The following is a 19,072-nucleotide window of genomic DNA, read 5'->3' as shown; positions in this document are numbered from 1 at the left end:
GGCGAGGGTGGCGTCGGGCAGCGGCGTGGCCATCCGGGGAGCGGGGCGTGCGGTGAGAAAAAGAAAAAAGAACGGGCGCGCGATCAGGCGACGACCACGGCCGCGCCGTCGCCGCGCTCGGAGATCACGCCGATCTCGTGTACCGATTCACCGGCAGCGCGCAGTGTGGCGGCGCAGGCGGCGGCTTCGGCCGCGTCGATCACCACGACCATGCCGATGCCGTTGTTGAAGGTGCGGTTCATCTCGATGTCGTCGATGCCGGCCACCTTCTGCAGCCAGGCGAACAGCTCGGTCTGCGGCCAGCTGCCCTTCTTCAGGTGGGCGGCGGTGCCTTCGGGCAGCACGCGCGGGATGTTCTCGAGCAGGCCGCCGCCGGTGATGTGGGCCAGGGCCTTGATCGGGTGCTTGCCCAGCGCCTCGAGCACAGGCTTCACGTACAGGTGGGTGGGCTCCATCACGGCTTCGCGGAAGGGCTTGCCGTCGAGGGTGGCGGGCAGGTCGGCACCGGCGCGCTCGATCACCTTGCGCACGAGGCTGAAGCCGTTGGAATGCACGCCGGCCGAGGCCAGGCCGAGCACCACGTCGCCGGGCTTCACGTTCTGGCCGGTGAGGATCTTCGACTTTTCGACCGCGCCGACCGCAAAGCCGGCCAGGTCGTACTCGCCGGCCGGGTACATGCCGGGCATTTCGGCGGTTTCGCCGCCGATGAGGGCACAACCCGAGATTTCGCAGCCGCGGGCGATGCCGCCGACCACGGCCGCGGCCGTGTCCACGTCGAGCTTGCCGCAGGCGAAGTAATCCAGGAAGAACAGGGGCTCGGCACCCTGCACCAGCACGTCGTTGACGCTCATGGCCACGAGGTCGATGCCGACCGTGTCGTGCATGTTCCATTCGAAGGCCAGCTTGAGCTTGGTGCCCACGCCGTCGGTGCCGCTCACCAGCACGGGTTCCTTGTAGCGCTTGGGCACTTCGAACAGCGCGCCGAAGCCGCCGATGCCGGCCAGCACGCCTTCGCGCATGGTTTTCTTCGCCAGTGGCTTGATGCGGTCGACCAGGGCGTCGCCTGCGTCGATATCGACACCGGCGTCCTTGTAGCTGAGCGGGGTGGGCGTGGAGGAGGTCATGGGCGGGCGGTGTCGAGAAGAAGGAGCGAAAAGGTTCGCGAAGCGGCGAGGAAGGGCGGGCAGGGGAGGCGCCGGCGACCGAGGCGGCCGGGCCGATAGAATTCCTCACGATTTTAAGGGCCCTCCGGGCCCCCTCCATGAACCTTCCCGGGATGAAACAGCTCGCGCTCGATATCGGCATTGCGACGGGCCCCAGCTTCGACGCCTTTTTTGCCGGCCCCAACGAGGCGGCGCTGCGACACCTGCAAGTGTGGGTCGGCGGCGCCGATGGCAGCCCCGCGCTGCACTCGCCGGTGCCGACCTACCTCTGGGGCGACAGCGGCAGTGGCAAGACCCACCTGCTCGAATCCGTGCGTGTCGCACTGGCCGAGCAGGGCGCCAGCGTGGGCTGGCTGCACGCCGGCCTGCTGGAGCCGCCCGAGTTCGATGAGCGCTGGGGCGCCGTCCTGCTCGACGACGTCCACCTCTACACCGCGGTGCAGCAGCACGCGGCCTTCAACTGGTTTGTCAACGCCCAGACCCTGCAGCGCGGCGTGGTCGCCGCCGGCGCCTTGCCGCCGGCCGACCTGCCGCTGCGCGAAGACCTGCGCACCCGCCTCGGCTGGGGCCATGTGTTCCACCTGCAGGTGCTGAGCGAAAGCGAACGCCGCGCGGTGCTGCGCCAGGCGGCCGACGCGCGCGGCGTGATGCTGTCCGACGACGTGCTCGACTTCATGCTGCACCGCTTCAGCCGCGACCTGGGCAGCCTGATGGAGCTGCTGTCGCAGCTGGACGGCTACGCCCTGCAGACCCAACGCGCGATCACCATTCCGCTGATCCGCTCCATGCTCGAAAACGAATAGACAGATAAGAAGAAGCGCCTGCTCCTCCTCGAAAAACAACCAATGATCAAGAAATTCATCGACAAGCTGCTCGGCAAGTCCGCCGGCGGCACGCAGGGCAAGAGCCGCTTCGGCAAGCGCCAGGAGGTGCCGGCAGAGGTTCACAAGATCGATCCCGCCCTGGTCGACGAACGCGCGAAGAACGTGGTCACCACGCTGCAGCAGGCCGGCTACGAGGCCTACGTGGTGGGCGGCGCGGTGCGCGACCTGCTGCTGGGCCTGCGCCCGAAGGACTTCGACGTGGCCACCAATGCCACGCCCGAGCAGGTCAAGTCGCTGTTCCGCCGCGCCTTCATCATCGGTCGGCGCTTTCGCATCGTGCACGTGGTGTACGGCCGCGGCCGCGAGCACGAGGTGATCGAGGTCTCGACCTTTCGCGCCTACATGGACAGCGCCGCCGCCGAGCAGGTGGCCGGCAACGAGCGCACCAGCAAGGGCGAGCTCGCGAGCATGAAGCACGCCGTGGACGCCAGCGGCCGCGTGCTGCGCGACAACGTCTGGGGCCCGCAGGAAGAAGACGCGGCGCGCCGCGACTTCACCGTCAACGCCATGTACTACGACCCGGCCAACCAGGTCGTGGTCGACTATCACAACGGCATCAAGGACGCCCAGAAGCTCACTCTGCGTATGATCGGCGACCCGGTCACGCGCTACCGCGAAGACCCGGTGCGCATCATTCGCGCCATCCGTTTCTCGGCCAAGCTCGCCGCGCTCGGTTTCAAGATGGAAGCCAAGACCGCCGCGCCGCTCATCGAGTCGAGCAAGCTGCTGGCCGACGTGCCGCAAAGCCGCATGTTCGACGAGATGCTCAAGCTGCTGCAGACCGGCCATGCCATCGCCACGGTCGAGCAACTGCGCAAGCTGGGGCTCGCCACCGGCATCTATCCGCTGCTCGACGTGGTGGTGGAGCGCGCCGACCAGCCCTTCGTGAAGGCCGCCCTGCAGGACACCGACCGCCGCGTCGGCGAAGGCAAGCCCGTGGCGCCCAGCTTCCTCCTGGCCTGCGTGCTGTGGGCCGACGTGCGCGATGGCTGGGCCCAGCGCCAGGAAGGCCGCCACGGCCAGCGCCCGCAGCCGCCGTTCCCGGCGCTGCAGGACGCCATCGACGACGTGTTCAATTCGCGCATCGGCGACGTGTCGGGCCGCGGCAAGCTGGCCGCCGACATGCGCGAGATCTGGATGATGCAGCCGCGCTTCGACAAGCGCACCGGCTCCACGCCCTACAGTCTGGTCGAGCAGGCGCGCTTCCGCGCGGCCTTCGACTTCATGCGCCTGCGTGCCGACGTGGGCGAGGTCGGTGAAGCCATCGCCGAGTGGTGGCAAGAGTTCAGCACCGCCGACGACCTGCGCCGCCAGGACTTGCTCGAACAGGTGCGCGAAGAACAGAAGGTGCGCCAGCGCGTGCGCCTGCGCGACCCGGCCGCTGCGCCCAAGCCGCGCAGCGAGCAGCCGGCGCGCCAGAAGCAGGCCGCCGCCGAGTCGGACGAAGGCGACGGCCCCGACATCGAGGCCGACGCCGTGCCGCCGGACGGCGAAGCCGCCGCGCCGCGCAAGCGCAAGCGCCGGCGCAAGCCACGCCCCGTGGGCGGCGGTAGCGGTGGTGGCGGCAGCGAGGGCGGCGGGAGCGCCGCAGGCGAATGAGCACGCCCGACCGGCCGAAGGACGGCAAGAAGAGCGCCCCGGCTGCCAAGGCAGCCAAGGGGGGCAAGCCCGCGCCGCGCGCCGCAGGCAAGCCGCCATCGGCCGGCAGCAAGAGCGGTCCGCCCGTGCGCCGCGCGCCTTCGCGTCCACGCGGTCCGCGCGAGGACTACCCGACCGTGCAGGCCTTCGTCGCCATCGGCGCCAACCTGGGCGATGCCGAGGCGACCGTGAAGGAGGCCATGGCCGCCATCGGCGCGTTGCAACGCACCCAGGTCACGGCCCGCTCGTCGCTCTACCGCAGCGCACCGGTCGATGCCGAAGGCCCCGACTTCATCAACGCCGTGGTGGCCGTGCGCACCGGGCTGGACGCGGAGCAGCTGCTCATCGCGCTGCAGCGCCTGGAAACGCTGGCCGGCCGCGAGCGGCCCTTTCCCAATGCGCCGCGCACGCTCGATCTCGACCTGCTGATGCACGGCAATTCGGTGATCGAAAGCCCCACGCTCACCCTGCCGCACCCGCGCATGCGCGAGCGCGCCTTCGTGCTCAAGCCGCTGGCCGAGATCGCGCCCGACAAGGTGCCGCGCGCCGCGCTGGCACGCGTGACCGGCCAGGTCATCCAGAAAATCCGCTGACTCTTGGGGCGGCCGGCATGCGGCCGCAACTGCCCGCTCTCGCCGGCGTTGCCGCGTGCGTGCGGCTGGTCGTGGCACTGCAGCTGCCGGCCTGAGCGAGCCGGTCAAGCCGGGGCCGGAAGGTCGGCCCGACCGGTCGTTCCGGTCGCGCCCGTTAAACTCGGGAAGTTTTCACGAAGGCGTCATGAAATTGTGATTGGCGCGTCCCAGGAGTTTTTTCCATGTTCGGCAAGCTGCTGCCCCGAGAGGGCAATTTTTTTGAAATGTTCAACCAGCATGCCGAGCGCATCGTGGAGGCGGCGCGTGCGTTCGAGCAGCTCGTCACCCACTATGCGGACGTGCATCTGCGCGAACAGTACAACCGCGACGTCGACAACGCCGAGCGCGCCGCCGACCGCGTGACGCACGACGTCAACCGCCTGATCCACAAGACCTTCATCACGCCCATCGACCGCGAGCAGATCCACAAGCTCATCAACACGATGGACGACGTGGCCGACCTGATCCAGGACTCGGCCGAGACCATGGCGCTGTACGACGTGCGCCACATGACCGACGAGATCGTGCGCCTCACCGCCCTGAGCGTGAAGTGCTGCGACCGCCTCAAGGATGCCGTGAAGTACCTCGGCAAGATCGCCGACCCGGCCGTGGCCGAGGCCACGCTCAAGACCTGCGAGGAAATCGACCGCCTCGAATCCGACGCCGACCGCGTGATGCGCAGCGCCATGAGCAAGCTGTTCCGCGAGGAGCCGGACGTGCGCGAGGTCATCAAGCTCAAGGCGATCTACGAGCTGCTCGAGACGATCACCGACAAGTGCGAGGACGTGGCCAACGTGATCGAGGGCATCGTCCTCGAGAATTCCTGAAAACGGGTAGCAGCCGATGACAACGGTGCAGGTCGCCCTCTGGGTGGTGGTGGTGCTGGTCGCGCTCGCGATCCTGTTCGACTTCATGAACGGCTTCCACGATGCCGCCAATTCGATCGCGACGGTGGTGTCCACCGGCGTGCTCAAGCCGGGGCAGGCCGTGGTGTTCGCGGCTTTCTTCAACCTGATCGCGATCTTCGTCTTCCACCTGAGCGTGGCGGCGACCGTGGGCAAGGGCATCGCCCAGCCCGGCGTGGTCGACGTGCACGTGGTGTTCGGGGCGCTCATCGGCGCCATCAGCTGGAACCTCGTCACCTGGTACTACGGCATCCCGAGCAGCTCCTCGCACGCGCTGATCGGCGGCATCGTGGGCGCCGTGATCGCCAAGACGGGTACCAGCGGCCTCGTGGCTTCCGGCATCTGGAAGACCGTGGCCTTCATCTTCGTGTCGCCGCTGCTGGGCTTCCTGCTGGGCTCGCTGATGATGATCGTGGTGGCCTGGGGCTTCCGGCGTGCCACGCCGTCGCGCGTGGATCGGTGGTTCCGGCGATTGCAGCTGGTCTCGGCCGGCGCCTACAGCCTGGGCCACGGCGGCAACGACGCACAGAAGACCATCGGCATCATCTGGATGCTGCTGATCGCCACCGGCTACGCCTCGGCCAGCGACGCGGTGCCGCCGACCTGGGTCATCGTGAGCTGCTACGCCGCCATTGCGCTGGGCACCATGTTCGGCGGCTGGCGCATCGTGAAGACCATGGGCCAGAAGATCACCAAGCTCAAGCCGGTGGGCGGCTTCTGCGCCGAGACCGGCGGGGCGCTGACCCTGTTCCTGGCCACCGCGCTAGGCATTCCGGTGTCGACTACGCACACCATCACGGGCGCCATCGTCGGCGTCGGTGCCACGCAGCGCGCCAGCGCGGTGCGCTGGGGCGTGGCGGGGAACATCGTCTGGGCCTGGGTCCTGACCATTCCCGCCTCGGCCTTCGTCGCGGCGATGGCTTACTGGTTCAGCTGGCAGATCTTCTGAAGCACTGAAGCGTCGGCGCCTCGTTCGCAGAGGTCGCCGCGCCCGATCCGGCTACTGTGAGATTTTTCGGCCTTCTTCGATCTGGTGTTCGAAGTAGTGCTGGAAGCTGTACACGATGCTCGCCATCAGGATCGAGCTCCCGAAGAACAAAGACGCGACCACGGCGCCGATCGTGAGCCAGTTGGTCTGGCCCGGCGCGGCGTCGGGCGCTGCGCCGGCGTTGAAGCGGGCATTCCATTTTTCGGGCGTCATCAGGCCGTAGATGATCGCCATCAACGCGCAGCCCGCGATCGTGAAGCCGAGCAGCGGGATCAGCGCCCAGCTCACGCCGTCGTCCACGCCGTACATGCGCAGGCGCTCGATGCCGTAGATGCCCAGCGCGGTGGGAATGGGCAACAGCCAGCCGAGCCAGTCGCCCATGCCGCGCAGGTAGAAGCGGTGCAGGCCCAGCGGGCCACCGAGGAAGGAGAGCCAGGCGGCGACGGTCTTGCTTTTCATTTTCTTCATCACATCATTCGGGTTTGGTGCGGCTGCCTTCGCCGAGTACTTTTTCCATCAGGACCACGTCGCGCCAGGCGTCGAACTTCCAGCCGCAGTCTTTCAGCACGCCCACGTGCGTGAAGCCCTGGCTGCGGTGCACGCCGACCGAGCCGGCGTTGGCCGAATCGCCGATCACCGCGATCAGCTTGCGCACGCCGACCGCTTCGGCCGCCTGCGAAAGCGCCGCCAGCAGCTGTGCGCCCACGCCCTTGCCGCGCGCGGCCTCGGACATGTAGATCGAGTCTTCGGCCGAAAACCGGTAGGCCGGGCGGGGCTTGAACCAGTTGCAGTAGGCAAAACCCAACACTTCGCCGTTTTCTTCGGCCACGAGGTAGGGCAGGTTCTTGCCCAGCACGTCGGCGCGCCGGGCGGCCATGTCGGCCTCGGACGGAGGCTCGGTTTCGAAGGTGCCGGTGCCGTGCAGCACGTGGTGGGCATAGATGGCCGTGATGGCTGCGATGTCTTCGTCGCGGCTGGGGCGGAGGGTGAGGGTCATGCGGGTGGGGCAGGCGGCGCGGGGCCGGAATTCGGAGAAAAACCCGGGTCGGGCTATAATCGTGGGCTTTTCAGCGTGCGCTGGCCGGGTGGCCATGTCGCGTGTCTCGACGCTGGAAGAACATCGTGAGCGGGCCTCTTTCTATTTGAACTGGCTCGCTGACCACCCAAGGATAAATCATGGTCGTCATTCGACTCTCCCGCGGCGGCTCCAAAGGCCGTCCGTTCTTCAACATCGTCGTGTCGGACAAGCGCGTTCGCCGCGATGGCCGTTTCATCGAGCGCCTGGGTTTCTACAACCCGACCGCCAAGGAAAACGAAGAAAGCATCCGCATCGCCCAGGACCGCCTCGCGTACTGGAAGAGCGTCGGTGCCCAGGCTTCGCCCACGGTGCTGCGCCTGATCAAGCAAGCCGCTGCCGCGGCCCCCAAGGCGGCCGCCTAAGCCGCCCGCACGGCGATGCTGCCCACACTCGAAGCCGCCGAACTGCCGGCGGATGCGATCGAGGTCGGACGCATCGCCGATGCCTGGGGCATCAAGGGCTGGTTCAAGGTCCTGCCCCACAGCGCCCAGCCCGAGGCGCTTTTTTCTTCCAAGCGTTGGTTCCTGCAGGCTCCCGGAGCCTCCACACCTGCCGCTTTTCGGCTCGCGGTTCGCGAAGCCAAAGAACATTCCGACTGCATCGTCGCCTCGTCCGAGGATGTGCCCGACCGCAATGCGGCCGAGGCGCTGCGCGGCGCGCGCGTGTTCGTGCCGCGCTCGAGCTTCCCGACCGCCGGCGACGACGAGTACTACTGGGTCGACCTGATCGGCCTGTCGGTCGTCAACCGCGAAGGCGTCGTGCTCGGTGCGGTGCGCGAACTGCTCGCCACCGGCCCGCAGACCACGCTGGTGCTGACGGCCGAAGAAGACGGCAAGGCCATCGAGCGCATGGTGCCGTTCGTCTCGGTCTTCGTCGACAAGGTCGACCTGCCCGGCCGCCTCATCACGGTCGACTGGCAACCCGATTTCTGATCCGGGCCGCGCGCGCATGCGCTTCGACGTCCTCACGCTTTTTCCCGAACTGTTCGCGCCCTTCATGGCCAGCGGCGTGACGCGTCGCGCCTACGAGTCCAAGCAGGTCGAGGTCGTGCTGTGGAATCCGCGCGATTTCGCCCAGGGCAACTACAAGCGAGTGGACGATCGTCCCTTCGGCGGCGGCCCCGGCATGGTGATGATGGCGGAGCCGCTGACGGCCTGTCTCGATGCCGCGCTGGCCGCTCGCGGCGCACCGGCGCCGGTGGTGCTGTTCTCGCCCATCGGCGAGGCGCTGCGCCACGAGGCCGTCGAGCGCTGGTCGGCGAGCGAGGGTGCGGTACTGGTCTGCGGGCGCTACGAAGGCATCGACCAGCGCTTCATCGACGCGCGAGTCACCCACCAGGTCAGCCTCGGCGACTTCGTGCTGTCGGGCGGCGAGATCGCGGCCATGGCGCTGCTCGACGCCGTGGCCCGCCTGCAGCCCGGCGTGCTGGGCGACGAGGCCAGCCATGTGCAGGACAGCTTCAACCCGGCGCTCGACGGCCTGCTCGACTGCCCGCACTACACACGGCCCGAGCAGTGGAACGGGCAGGGCGTTCCGGCGCCGCTGCTCTCGGGCCACCATGCGCAGATCGAGCGCTGGCGGCGCGACCAGCGTCTGGCCATCACGGCCGCGCGGCGCCCCGAGTTGATCGATGCCGCACGGGCGGCAGGCAAGCTCAACAAGGCCGATGAGGCCGCGCTGAAAAAAAAGCTATAATCCGCGGTTCCCCGATCCTCTGTCCGGCCGCGTCCGGTTTCTTGGTGGTTTTCCGCCAAAGCCCACGGCGCCTTTAGTGCAGCCCGAAACGATCGATATCCAGGAAATCATGAACCTCATCCAGACCCTCGAGCAGGAAGAAATTTCCCGTCTCGGCAAGACCATCCCCGATTTCATGCCCGGTGACACGGTCATCGTCAGCGTGAACGTCGTCGAAGGCAGCCGCAAGCGCGTGCAGGCCTACGAAGGCGTCGTGATCGCCAAGCGCAACCGTGGCCTCAACAGCGGCTTCACCGTGCGCAAGATCTCCAGCGGCGAAGGCGTGGAGCGTACGTTCCAGACCTACAGCCCGCTGATCGCCGGCATCGAAGTCAAGCGCCGCGGCGACGTGCGCCGTGCCAAGCTGTACTACCTGCGTGAGCGCAGCGGTCGTTCGGCACGTATCAAGGAAAAGCTGCCGGGCAAGTCGCAGAAGGCTGCGTCGGCCGCTTAATCAGCCGCCGTCCTTTCTGCTCAAAAAGCCGCCGCTCTGGCGGCTTTTTGCGTTGGCGCCGCGCTTCAAGACAGTTTTCCATTTTTACGCTCTACTCCTTTCATCCCGCCACAGGCCGCATCCTCTCTTGACCTCCTCCACTTCCGCCCCCACGTCCTCCGCCGTCGTCGAACCCGTCAATGCCGTGGTGCCGCCCGCGTTGCTGCAGATCGACCCGCGCCAGGCGCCCTTCGTGGACGGAAGCGATGGTCTGCCGGCGGTGGTGCCGGCGCAGCTGACGGCAACGGCCCTGCGCGCGCGCTTTGCCTCGCCGCCCGTGTGGACGCCCGAGCTGCGCCGCGAGCCCCGCATGACCGACCGCGTGCCGGCCCAGGCCGCCGTGCTGGTGCCGATCGTGCAGCGCCCGCAAGGCGCGACCGTGCTGCTCACCGAGCGCACCACGCACCTGTCGACCCATTCGGGGCAGGTGGCCTTTCCCGGCGGGCGCGTCGACCCTGAAGACGCCAACATCCAGGCCGCCGCCCTGCGCGAAGCCTGGGAAGAGGTCGGCCTGTCGGCGCAGTTCATCGAGGTGCTCGGCACCTTGCCGACCTACACGACTGTCACTTCGTTCGTCGTGACCCCGGTGGTCGCGCTGGTGCAGCCCGACTTCGTGCTGGACATCAATCCGTTCGAGGTGGCCGAGGCCTTCGAGGTGCCGCTGGCCTGGCTGATGGACCCGGCCAACCACCGCCGTCACGCGGTCAGCGCCACCGATGGGGTCCGTCGCGAGTGGTACTCGATGCCGTACGTCGACGGGCCGCACGAGCGCTTCGTCTGGGGCGCCACGGCGGGCATGTTGCGCAACCTCTACCGCTTCCTCGCCGCCTGAGCCGGATCGGGTGGCACCTGGGGCCAAAACCTTCAGGTGCTCTCGCTATCATCGAAGGATGAGCTTCTTTGCCATCCTGTGCGCGTTGCTGATCGAGCAGGTGCGGCCGCTGGGTCCGCACAACCCCGTGTACGGCGGCGTCCTGGCGTGGACGCGCTGGACCAGCCGCAACTTCGATGCGGGCAAGCCGCACCACGGATGGATCGCCTGGGGGCTCGCGGTGTTCGTGCCCACGCTGCTGTCGCTGGGCGTGCACTGGCTGCTGGTGCTCACGCTGGGCCTGCCGTTCGCCGTGCTGTGGAGCGTCGCGGTGCTCTACATGACGCTGGGCTTTCGCCAGTTCAGCCACCATTTCACCGACATCCGCGATGCGCTCGACGAGGGCGACGAGCCGCTCGCGCGCTCGCTGCTGGCGCACTGGCAGGGCGTCGATGCCGCCGAGCTGCCGCGCAGCGAAATCGTGCGCCATGTGATCGAGCATTCGGTCATTGCGGCGCACCGGCATGTCTTCGGCGTGCTGGCCTGGTTCTCGGTGCTTGCGGCTCTCGGCCTGGGGCCGGCGGGCGCGGTGTTCTATCGCATGAGCGAGTTCGTCGCGCGCTACTGGGCCCACAAGAACGGCGCGCCGGTGCAGCCCTCGAGCGTGGCGGTGCAGGACGCGGCCGAGCGGGCCTGGCATGCCGTCGACTGGCTGCCCGCGCGCATCACGGCGCTCGGCTTCGCCGTGGTCGGCAGCTTCGAAGAGGCCATCGATTGCTGGCGCAACGACGCGCGGCGCTTCCCCAACGAGAACGACGGCGTGATCCTCGCGGCCACGTCCGGCGCGGTGAACGTGCGCCTGGGTGGCGGCTCGCTGAGCCCGATCCCGGTGGCCGATCCGCTGCCGCGCGCGCAGGCCGGCGAGTCGCCAAGCGTCGGCCGGCGCCTGGACAGTGGCAGCACGCCGGGGCGCGAGCCCGAGCCCGGCCACCTGCGCAGCGTGGTCGGCCTGGTCTGGCGCTCGGTCGTGATGTGGATGGTGCTGCTGGCCTTGCTCACGCTCGCGCGCTTGCTCGGCTGACCCCATGACCACTCCGCCCTTCTGGAGCCCGCGCATCGGCGCGCTCGAGCCTTACGTGCCCGGCGAGCAGCCGCGCATCGCCAACCTCGTCAAGCTCAACACCAACGAGAACCCGTACCCGCCGTCGCCGGAGGCCATCGCGGCGATCCAGCGCGCGGCCGCCGACGGGTTGGAGCGCTACCCCGACCCCACGTCGCTCGCGCTGCGCGAAGCTGTGGCGCGCCGCCACGGGCTGCAGATCGGTGAGGTGTTCGCGGGCAACGGCTCGGACGAAGTGCTCGCGCACGCGTTCTTCGCCTTCTTCCAGCAGGCGCAGCCGCTGCTGATGCCCGACGTGAGCTACAGCTTCTACAAGGTCTATGCCCAGCTCTACGGCATCGCCTGCGAGCAGCTGCCGGTCGATGAGGGCCTGCACATCGACATCGATGCGTTCGCGGCGCGCGCACGGCAGGGCTGCGGCGGCATCGTCATCGCCAACCCGAACGCGCCGACCGGCATCGGCCAGCCGCTGGCGCGCATCGAGCAGCTGCTTGCGGCATGCCCCGATCGCGTCGTGCTGGTCGACGAGGCGTATGTCGATTTCGGCGGCGAGAGTACGCTGTCGCTGATCAGTCGGTATCCGAACCTGCTCGTGGTGCAGACCCTGTCCAAGTCGCGCTCGCTGGCCGGCCTGCGCGTCGGTTTCGCCTGCGGGCAGGCGCACCTGATCGACGCGCTCGTGCGGGTCAAGGACAGCTTCAATTCGTACCCGATCGACCGGCTGGCCTCGGCCGGCGCCGTGGCTTCGCTGGATGATGAGGCGTGGTTCCGCAAGACATGCGACCAGGTCGTCGACACGCGCGAAGGCCTGACTCTGCAGCTCGAGGACCTGGGCTTCGAGGTGCTGCCGTCGCAGGCCAACTTCGTGTTCGCGCGCCACCCGCAGCGCGATGCGGCCGAGCTGGCCGCCTTGCTGCGCGAGCGTGCGGTACTGGTGCGGCATTTCAAGCAGCCGCGCATCGCGCAGTACCTGCGCATCAGCATCGGCACGCGGGACCAGTGCAGCGCGCTCGTGCAGTGCCTGCAGGACATCCTGGCCTGACACCCCGAGGCAAGCCCATGTCGACCCTTCACGCCGATCCGCGCGCCGTGGCCTGCGCATCGTTCTGGCAAGCCTTGAGCGACAGGCTCGAGAGCCTGCATGCCTTGTCGGGCCCCGCGCTGGTGGAGGCGCTGAACGCGCTGCTGCAGCCCTTCTTTCCGAACCTGGCCGCCGAAGTGCAGGGCGACCCGCCGGCTTTCACGCTCGTGCTGACGGCGCACGGCGCCGAAGCCGATTTCGAAGACCTCATGGCCCTGGTGCGCAGCGCGCCCGCGTTGCCCCAGGTCGAGGTGGAGGCCTTCCGGCAGCGCATGCGCGAAGGTTTCAGCATGCGCATGAACGACTTCGAACTCGCCTGCTCGGACGTTCTCGTGAAGCACGAGCCCTACAGGGGGCGGGTGGCGCTGGAGATCGGCTTTGCCAAGCCCATTCCGATGGACATGCAGGACCACGCGCGCCACATGAGCCTGATCATGCTCGACCACATCCTGGGCGAGTACGACTTCGCGGTGAAGGTCGGGCCGGTCGATCATGTCGAGGCCGATGCGCAAGCGGATTTCGATGGCGTGCCGCTCGATGACTTCGTGTCTCTGTTCGATGCATGCTGGCGCGAGGACCTGGGCCACACGGGCGTGTTTCCCGCCGGCGAGCACGGCTGGTCCGGCCTGACCGCCACGCGCACCGCGGAGGACGGCAGAGAGGTCGAGGCGGTCGTCATGCGAAACGACGCCGCGAATGCGCTGCTCGGACGTGCCGACCTGGGTCATCGGCTCTCGGCTGCCATCCCCGTCGAATCGGGCGAAGAACTGGACGAGGCGCGTGGCTACGAAGACCGGCTGGCCGCGCTGCTGCAGACGCACGGCGAAGGCTGCTGCACGCACATCGTGCTGGAGGAGGGCGTTCGCACCGTGCACTTCCATGTGGCCGATGCGCAGGCGGCCATTGCGCATGCGCAATCGGTTCAGGAAGCGTTGGAGTTGCCGGTGACGCTGGCCCTGGCCTTTGACCCGACCTGGAAGTCGTACCGCACCTGGCTGGCCTGAGCGCGGTCCGCCCTTCGGTGCTGCGTCAGTAGCGTGTCTGGCTCAGCTCGGCGAACAACTCGCCGTAGATCTTGTAGCGCGAGGCGCTGATCGGTCCGGGTTGCGTCGCCGTTTCGACGTTCGAGATCACGCCGCAGCCGGGTTCGTGCAGGTGGGTGCAGTTGTAGAACTTGCAGTCGCCCGTGTGCTCGGCGATGTCGGGCATGAGGCCGGCGAGCTGCATCGGCTCGATGTGGTTCAGGCCGAATTCCTGGAAGCCTGGCGAGTCGATGAGGCCGGTGGTGCGGGCCTCGTCGATCCAGTACCAGGTGGTGCTGGTGGTCGTGTGCTTGCCCGAGTTGAGCGCCTGCGAAATCTCTTGCGTCAGCACGCTCGCGCCGGGCACCAGCAGGTTGGTGAGCGTGCTCTTGCCCGAGCCCGATGGGCCGAGTACCAGCGTCGACTTGCCCGCCAGCAGCTTCATCAGCGACGCGTAGTCCGTCTCGCCCGAGGCCTTGAGCGACAGCGGCAGCACGCCGTGGTGCATGCGGCGGTAGGGCGCCAGCTTGGCCCAGGCGCGCGCAAAGGGTTCGACGAGGTCGCTCTTGTTGAGCGCGATGATGGGCGTGATGCGCTCGGCCTCGGCCGCGATCAGTGCGCGTGCCAGCTGGTGTTCGGAAAACTCGGGCTCGGCCGCGATCAGGATCAGCACGTGGTCGAGGTTGGCCGCGAACGACTTGGTGCGGATCTCGTCCTGCCGGTAGAAGAGGTTGCGCCGCGGCAGCACCTCTTCGATGGTGCCTTCGTCTTCGGTGGCCTGCCAGCGCACGCGGTCGCCGACCACGGCCTGGCTCTTCTTGCCGCGCGGGTGGCAGATCAGCCGCTCGCCCGTGGGCGTTTCGACGAGGCAGTGACGCCCGTGGCTGGCGACGACGAGGCCGTCGTGGTGCGCCTTCCCCGTGTTGTGCGCAGCGGGGGTGAAGGCGGCGCGGCCCGGCTTAGCCACAGGCGCGTGTCCTCATGCGGCGGGGCTCGCGACCAGCGCGTCGGCTTGTCGTGCGCAGTCGAAGTCGGTGATCGACAGGCCGTTCACATCGTGCGTGTTGAAGCGCACCACGCAGCGGTTGTAGTGCACCGACAGGTCGGGGTGGTGGTCCTGCGTGTGGGCCACCATGGCCAGTGCATTCACGAAGGCGATGGTCTCGAAGTAGTTCGCGAAGGTGAAGGTCTTCTCGATCGCGACATCGGCGCCGTCGCCGGTGAGCTTCCAGCCGTCGAGCTGGGCCAGGCCCGAGACGATCTCGGTGGCGCTCAGGGCCTTGCGGGGCGGAAGGTTCTTCCAGTCCTTGGGTTTGAACATGCTGCTCATGAGGGGCTTCGCTGAAAAGGTGGGTCGAGGGTCACGCCGCGGTCATGCGCGCAAGGCGCTCGGAGGCGGGCGGGTGGGAGTAGTAGAACTTGACGAACACCGGGTCGGGCGTGAGCGTCGAGGCGTTGTCCTGGTAGAGCTTGAGCAGGGCGGCCGACAGGTCGGCGCCGCTGGTCTGCGCCACGGCGTAGGCGTCGGCCTCGAACTCGTGCTTGCGCGACAGGCGCGCCGGCAGCGGGGCGACGAAGAAGCTGAACACCGGCACGGCCAGCATGAACAGCAGCAGCGCCAGCGCGTTGTTGGGCGCGGCCGGCGACAGGTTGGGCTGCACGCCCAGGCCGGCATAGAACCAGACCTGGGTCGACACCCAGCCCAGGAGCGCGAAGCCGGCCAGGCTCAGCGCGAACATCGCGATGAGGCGCTTCACGATGTGGCGGTGCTTGAAGTGGCCGAGCTCGTGCGCGAGCACGGCTTCGACTTCGCCGGCGTTGAGCTGGCGCAGCAGCGTGTCGTAGAACACCACGCGCTTGCTGGCGCCGAAGCCGGTGAAGTAAGCATTGGCGTGCGCGCTGCGCGTGCTGCCGTCCATCACGAACAGGCCCTTGGCCGCGAAGCCGCAGCGCTTCATGAGCGCGGTGACGCGCGCCTTGAGCGTCGGGTCGTCCAGCGGCTTGAACTTGTTGAACAGCGGCGCGATGAAGGTCGGGTAGATCAGCATCAGCAGCAGGTTGAAGCCCATCCACGCGCCCCAGGCCCAGAGCCACCACAGCGTGCCGGCCGCACCCATGAGCCACAGGATGAGTGCCGCGATCGGCAGCCCGATCAGCGCGCCGAGCAGCGTCGACTTGACGGCGTCGGTGAGCCAGAGCTTCCAGGTCATCTTGTTGAAGCCGAAGCGCTCCTCGAGCCGGAAGGTCTGCCACAGCGTGAACGGCAGCTCCAGCAGGCCGCCGATGACGGCAAAGGCCGCCAGCAGCGCCAGTTGCTGCACCATGCCGCCGCCCAGCCACACCAGCAGCAGCTTGTTCAGCAGGTCGAGCCCGCCGAGCAGCGTCCAGCCCAGCAGCAGGGCGGCGCCCCAGGCCATCTCGACGAGCCCGAAGCGTGCCTTGGCGATCGTGTAGTCGGCCGCCTTCTGGTGCGCGGCGAGCGTGATGGTTTGTGCAAAAGCTTCCGGCACGGCGCCGCGGTGGCGCGCCACATGGCGCACCTGGCGGGTGGCCAGCCAGAACTTCACGAGCAGGCCCGCCACGAGCGCCGCCGCGAAGGCAAGGGTGAAGATGAGCGAATAAGACATCATGAAGCGGCGAGTTTAGTCCCCGGTATATCGGGGTGCAGGCCTTCGACGACAATCCTGCGATGCCCGAATCCCTTGACCCGACGCCCCCCGCAGCCGCCCCCACCCTGAAGAAAAGCGACCAGAACCTGGTCTGGCTCGACTGCGAAATGAGCGGCCTCGACCCCGAGAAAGAGCGCTTGCTCGAGATCGCCGTGGTCGTCACCGGCCCCGACCTCACGCCCCGCATCGACGGCCCCGTGCTCGTCATCCACCAGAGCGACGCCGTGCTCGACGGCATGGACGCCTGGAACAAGGGCACCCACGGCCGCAGCGGCCTGATCGACAAGGTCAAGGCCTCCACGCTGGACGAAGCCGCGGCCGAGCAGCAGCTGCTCGAATTCATCGCCAAGTACATCCCCAGGAGCGGCTCGCCGATGTGCGGCAACACCATCGGGCAGGACCGGCGCTTCCTGGTCAAGTTCATGCCCAAGCTCGAGGCGTACTTCCATTACCGCAACCTCGACGTCAGCACCCTCAAGGAGCTGGCCAAGCGCTGGAAGCCGGCGGCCTACACCGCCTTCAAGAAGCAGCAGGCGCACACCGCGCTGGCCGACGTGCACGAGTCCATCGAGGAGCTCGCGCACTACCGGGAAACCTTCCTGCGCTTGGTGGATTGACAACAATTAGGTAAAAACCCGAAGCCGTGCCATAATCGCAGGCTTCGCTGATTTGAACGCGTCTTTGGACACAGATCAGCGTCTCTCGCATCTCCCTATCTTGCACACCGCGCCCGATCGCATTCGCTGATCAAAAAGGGCCGCAGCCTCCGACGAAAGCCGGAAGTTGAATGTCGTTGGATGGTTGATGTTTTTAACCACCAACGGGGCGCCGCCTACGGCAGCGCTCGCGTTTGAGATTGATATTCATGACCGACGCTTTTGAAGCGCAGGGCGAACTCGCGCCTGTGCAATCCGCTACCCATAACGAATTCACCGCTGTCGCGGAAACCGTGTCCGAGGCTCCGATCCTCGACGCACTGGACGCTGCAGCCCCCGAGGCCGCCGAAGCCGAAGCGCCTGCCGCGCCCAACGGTTTCATCAAGCTGGGCCTCGCCCCCGAACTGATCGCCGCCGTGGCCGACATGGGTTTCACCCAGCCGACCACTGTGCAGGAAAAGGTCGTGCCGATCGCCATGGGCGAAGCCGGTTCGGCCCGCTTCGTCGACCTGATGGTGTCCAGCCAGACCGGCTCGGGCAAGACCGCCGCCTTCTTGCTGCCCGTGCTGCACACGCTGATCAAGCGCCAGGCCGAAGCCGAAGCCGAAGCCAAGGCCGAGTTCCAGCGCCTGGCCGCTGAGGCTGCTGCCCGTGGCGAAGCGCCGCTCAAGAAGCCCAAGCGCAAGGACCCGACCAACGCCCGTCATTTCAAGGCCGCCACCCCCGGTGCCCTGATCCTGTGCCCGACGCGCGAACTCGCGCAGCAGGTTGCACACGACGCCATCGAACTGGTTCGCCATTGCCGCGGCCTGCGCGTCGCCAACGTGGTGGGCGGCATGCCTTACCAGCTGCAGATCGCCAAGCTGCAGAACGCCGACCTCGTGGTTGCCACGCCGGGCCGTCTGCTCGACCTGCAGCGCTCGCAGCAGCTCAAGCTCGAGCAGGTCAAGTTCCTGGTCGTCGACGAAGCCGACCGCATGCTCGACCTCGGCTTTGCCGACGACCTGGCTGAAGTCAACCAGCTCACCATCGAGCGCCAGCAAACGATGATGTTCAGCGCCACCTTCGCACCGCGCATCCAGCAGCTGGCCCAGCGCGTCATGCGCGAGCCGCAGCGCATCACCATCGACAGCCCGCAAGAGAAGCACGCCAACATCAAGCAGTCGCTGTACTGGGCCGACAACAGCCAGCACAAGCGCAAGCTGCTCGACCACTGGCTGCGCGACACCAGCATCAACCAGGCGATCGTGTTCGCCAGCACGCAAGTCGAGTGCGACGGCCTCGCCAACGACCTGCAGCAAGAAGGCTTCAGCGCCGTCGCGCTGCACGGCGCCCTGAGCCAGGGCCTGCGCAACCGCCGCCTGATGGCACTGCGCCAGGGCCAGGTGCAGATCCTGGTGGCCACCGACGTTGCCGCCCGCGGCATCGACGTGCCGACCATCACCCACGTCTTCAACTTCGGCCTGCCGATGAAGGCCGAGGACTACACCCACCGCATCGGCCGCACCGGCCGTGCCGGCCGCGATGGCCTGGCCATCACGTTCGCCGAGTTCCGCGATCGCCGCAAGATCATGGACATCGAGCACTACAGCCGCCAGCAGTTCAAGGCGGAAGTGGTTGCCGGCCTCGAGCCGCAACAGCGCATGCCGCAATCGCGTCCCCCGATGGGCGAGTACCGCGGTGGCCGTGGCGACAACTTCTCGCGTGATCGCAAGTTCGGCAACGGCGGTGCAGGCGGCGGCGGTGGCTACCGCGGCAACAACAACGGTGGCGGCTATGCCGGCGCCAGCGGCTTCAACGACCGCAATTCGCGCGGTCCGGCCCAGGGCCAAGGCCCGCGCGGCTTCCAGGGCGGCCAGAACGCCGGCTTCGGCGGCGGCCGTGACGAAGGCGGCAATGGCGGCGGCTACGGTCGCAAGCCGGGCTGGGGCGACAGCGCCCCGCGCGGCGGCCACGGCCATGGCGGCGGTCGAGGCGACGGCGGTTTCGCACCCCGTGAAGGCTTTGCGCCCCGCGAAGGTTTCGCACCGCGCGGCAACGGCGCCGGTCACGGCGGCCCGGGCAAGGTGTTCGTGCCCCGCGACGCGCAAAAGCGCGCGTTCAAGCCCAGCCGCTGATCGCCCCCGCAAGCGGCCCTGAAAAGGGCCGCTTCCCCCTCAAAAAGCCCGCGCTTCTCACGAACGTGGGCTTTTTCGTTG

The 19,072-nt window shown here is 67.8% G+C and carries 20 protein-coding genes and 1 pseudogene; 15 read left to right on the top strand and 6 right to left on the bottom strand.

Translation table 11 applies throughout. The annotated features are described in order from the left end of the window. Positions 1-83: 83 nt before the first annotated feature. Positions 84-1,124, bottom strand: a complete 1,041-nt coding sequence (gene purM / locus AC07YS_RS19465; RefSeq protein WP_495268855.1) for a phosphoribosylformylglycinamidine cyclo-ligase — start codon at positions 1,122-1,124, stop codon at positions 84-86. Positions 1,125-1,276: 152 nt separating this feature from the next. Here purM and hda point away from each other — a divergent pair, with 152 nt between their 5' ends. From hda to AC07YS_RS19440, 5 genes and pseudogenes are all read left to right on the top strand, one after another. Next, entirely contained in the window at positions 1,277-1,966 is a 690-nt protein-coding gene (gene hda, locus AC07YS_RS19460) for a DnaA regulatory inactivator Hda (RefSeq protein ID WP_056571899.1), read from the top strand. A gap of 42 nt (positions 1,967-2,008) precedes the next feature. After that, positions 2,009-3,358: pseudogene (gene pcnB, locus AC07YS_RS19455) on the top strand (polynucleotide adenylyltransferase PcnB); the annotation flags it as partial. Positions 3,359-3,642: 284 nt separating this feature from the next. Continuing rightward, the gene (folK, locus tag AC07YS_RS19450; protein ID WP_495268854.1) at positions 3,643-4,278 is read left to right on the top strand and encodes a 2-amino-4-hydroxy-6-hydroxymethyldihydropteridine diphosphokinase; all 636 of its coding nucleotides are present in this window, start codon (positions 3,643-3,645) and stop codon (positions 4,276-4,278) included. A gap of 221 nt (positions 4,279-4,499) precedes the next feature. Continuing rightward, positions 4,500-5,144: a DUF47 domain-containing protein gene (locus AC07YS_RS19445; protein ID WP_056571891.1), complete on the top strand. Its 645-nt coding sequence runs from the start codon at positions 4,500-4,502 to the stop codon at positions 5,142-5,144. A gap of 16 nt (positions 5,145-5,160) precedes the next feature. Continuing rightward, a complete protein-coding gene (locus AC07YS_RS19440) occupies positions 5,161-6,171 on the top strand; it encodes an inorganic phosphate transporter (RefSeq protein ID WP_062475084.1) in 1,011 nt (336 codons plus the stop codon). Between the two features lie 51 nt (positions 6,172-6,222). On the opposite strand, the gene AC07YS_RS19435 is transcribed toward AC07YS_RS19440, so the two are convergent. Together AC07YS_RS19435 and AC07YS_RS19430 are read right to left on the bottom strand one after the other, a co-directional pair. Continuing rightward, a complete protein-coding gene (locus AC07YS_RS19435; RefSeq protein WP_070062592.1) occupies positions 6,223-6,669 on the bottom strand; it encodes a TM2 domain-containing protein in 447 nt (148 codons plus the stop codon). Between the two features lie 13 nt (positions 6,670-6,682). Beyond that, positions 6,683-7,207, bottom strand: coding sequence for a GNAT family N-acetyltransferase (locus AC07YS_RS19430; RefSeq protein WP_062475081.1), 525 nt, complete (start codon positions 7,205-7,207; stop codon positions 6,683-6,685). A 179-nt stretch (positions 7,208-7,386) separates the two neighbouring features. Between AC07YS_RS19430 and rpsP the strand changes: the two genes are divergently transcribed. The 8 genes from rpsP to AC07YS_RS19390 all read left to right on the top strand — a co-directional run bounded on the left by rpsP (position 7,387) and on the right by AC07YS_RS19390 (position 13,531). Beyond that, complete coding sequence (gene rpsP, locus AC07YS_RS19425; protein ID WP_007831311.1) at positions 7,387-7,650, top strand: 30S ribosomal protein S16; 264 nt, start codon at positions 7,387-7,389, stop codon at positions 7,648-7,650. Between the two features lie 15 nt (positions 7,651-7,665). After that, positions 7,666-8,220, top strand: a complete 555-nt coding sequence (gene rimM, locus AC07YS_RS19420; RefSeq protein WP_492728275.1) for a ribosome maturation factor RimM — start codon at positions 7,666-7,668, stop codon at positions 8,218-8,220. 16 nt (positions 8,221-8,236) lie between these two features. Then, a complete protein-coding gene (trmD, locus tag AC07YS_RS19415) occupies positions 8,237-8,983 on the top strand; it encodes a tRNA (guanosine(37)-N1)-methyltransferase TrmD (RefSeq protein ID WP_495268853.1) in 747 nt (248 codons plus the stop codon). Between the two features lie 109 nt (positions 8,984-9,092). After that, entirely contained in the window at positions 9,093-9,476 is a 384-nt protein-coding gene (gene rplS / locus AC07YS_RS19410; RefSeq protein WP_056572437.1) for a 50S ribosomal protein L19, read from the top strand. A gap of 127 nt (positions 9,477-9,603) precedes the next feature. After that, positions 9,604-10,347, top strand: coding sequence for a CoA pyrophosphatase (locus AC07YS_RS19405; RefSeq protein WP_492728272.1), 744 nt, complete (start codon positions 9,604-9,606; stop codon positions 10,345-10,347). 58 nt (positions 10,348-10,405) lie between these two features. Then, positions 10,406-11,407: a CobD/CbiB family protein gene (locus AC07YS_RS19400; RefSeq protein WP_062475069.1), complete on the top strand. Its 1,002-nt coding sequence runs from the start codon at positions 10,406-10,408 to the stop codon at positions 11,405-11,407. A 4-nt stretch (positions 11,408-11,411) separates the two neighbouring features. Continuing rightward, complete coding sequence (gene hisC / locus AC07YS_RS19395; RefSeq protein WP_495268852.1) at positions 11,412-12,488, top strand: histidinol-phosphate transaminase; 1,077 nt, start codon at positions 11,412-11,414, stop codon at positions 12,486-12,488. Between the two features lie 17 nt (positions 12,489-12,505). After that, on the top strand, positions 12,506-13,531 hold the full coding sequence (locus tag AC07YS_RS19390; protein WP_495268851.1) for a hypothetical protein: 1,026 nt from the start codon (positions 12,506-12,508) through the stop codon (positions 13,529-13,531). Between the two features lie 25 nt (positions 13,532-13,556). On the opposite strand, the gene rsgA is transcribed toward AC07YS_RS19390, so the two are convergent. Genes rsgA through AC07YS_RS19375 form a run of 3 tightly spaced genes read right to left on the bottom strand, consistent with a single transcriptional unit; the run spans position 13,557 to position 16,176 of the window. After that, complete coding sequence (gene rsgA, locus AC07YS_RS19385; protein ID WP_159273252.1) at positions 13,557-14,516, bottom strand: ribosome small subunit-dependent GTPase A; 960 nt, start codon at positions 14,514-14,516, stop codon at positions 13,557-13,559. Between the two features lie 12 nt (positions 14,517-14,528). Next, positions 14,529-14,879, bottom strand: coding sequence for a 4a-hydroxytetrahydrobiopterin dehydratase (locus tag AC07YS_RS19380; RefSeq protein ID WP_095746391.1), 351 nt, complete (start codon positions 14,877-14,879; stop codon positions 14,529-14,531). 31 nt (positions 14,880-14,910) lie between these two features. Continuing rightward, complete coding sequence (locus AC07YS_RS19375) at positions 14,911-16,176, bottom strand: M48 family metallopeptidase (protein WP_495268850.1); 1,266 nt, start codon at positions 16,174-16,176, stop codon at positions 14,911-14,913. A 62-nt stretch (positions 16,177-16,238) separates the two neighbouring features. Here AC07YS_RS19375 and orn point away from each other — a divergent pair, with 62 nt between their 5' ends. Both orn and AC07YS_RS19365 read left to right on the top strand, forming a co-directional pair. Continuing rightward, entirely contained in the window at positions 16,239-16,835 is a 597-nt protein-coding gene (orn, locus tag AC07YS_RS19370) for an oligoribonuclease (protein WP_095950550.1), read from the top strand. A gap of 248 nt (positions 16,836-17,083) precedes the next feature. Next, positions 17,084-18,991, top strand: coding sequence for a DEAD/DEAH box helicase (locus AC07YS_RS19365; RefSeq protein ID WP_495268849.1), 1,908 nt, complete (start codon positions 17,084-17,086; stop codon positions 18,989-18,991). The last annotated feature ends 81 nt before the right edge of the window (positions 18,992-19,072 follow it).

The sequence above is a fragment of the Variovorax sp. GW458-11-26-14-LB1 genome, assembly GCF_059423965.1.
Note: the sequence above shows the minus strand (reverse complement) of the source record. Positions and strands in the feature narration are given on the sequence as shown.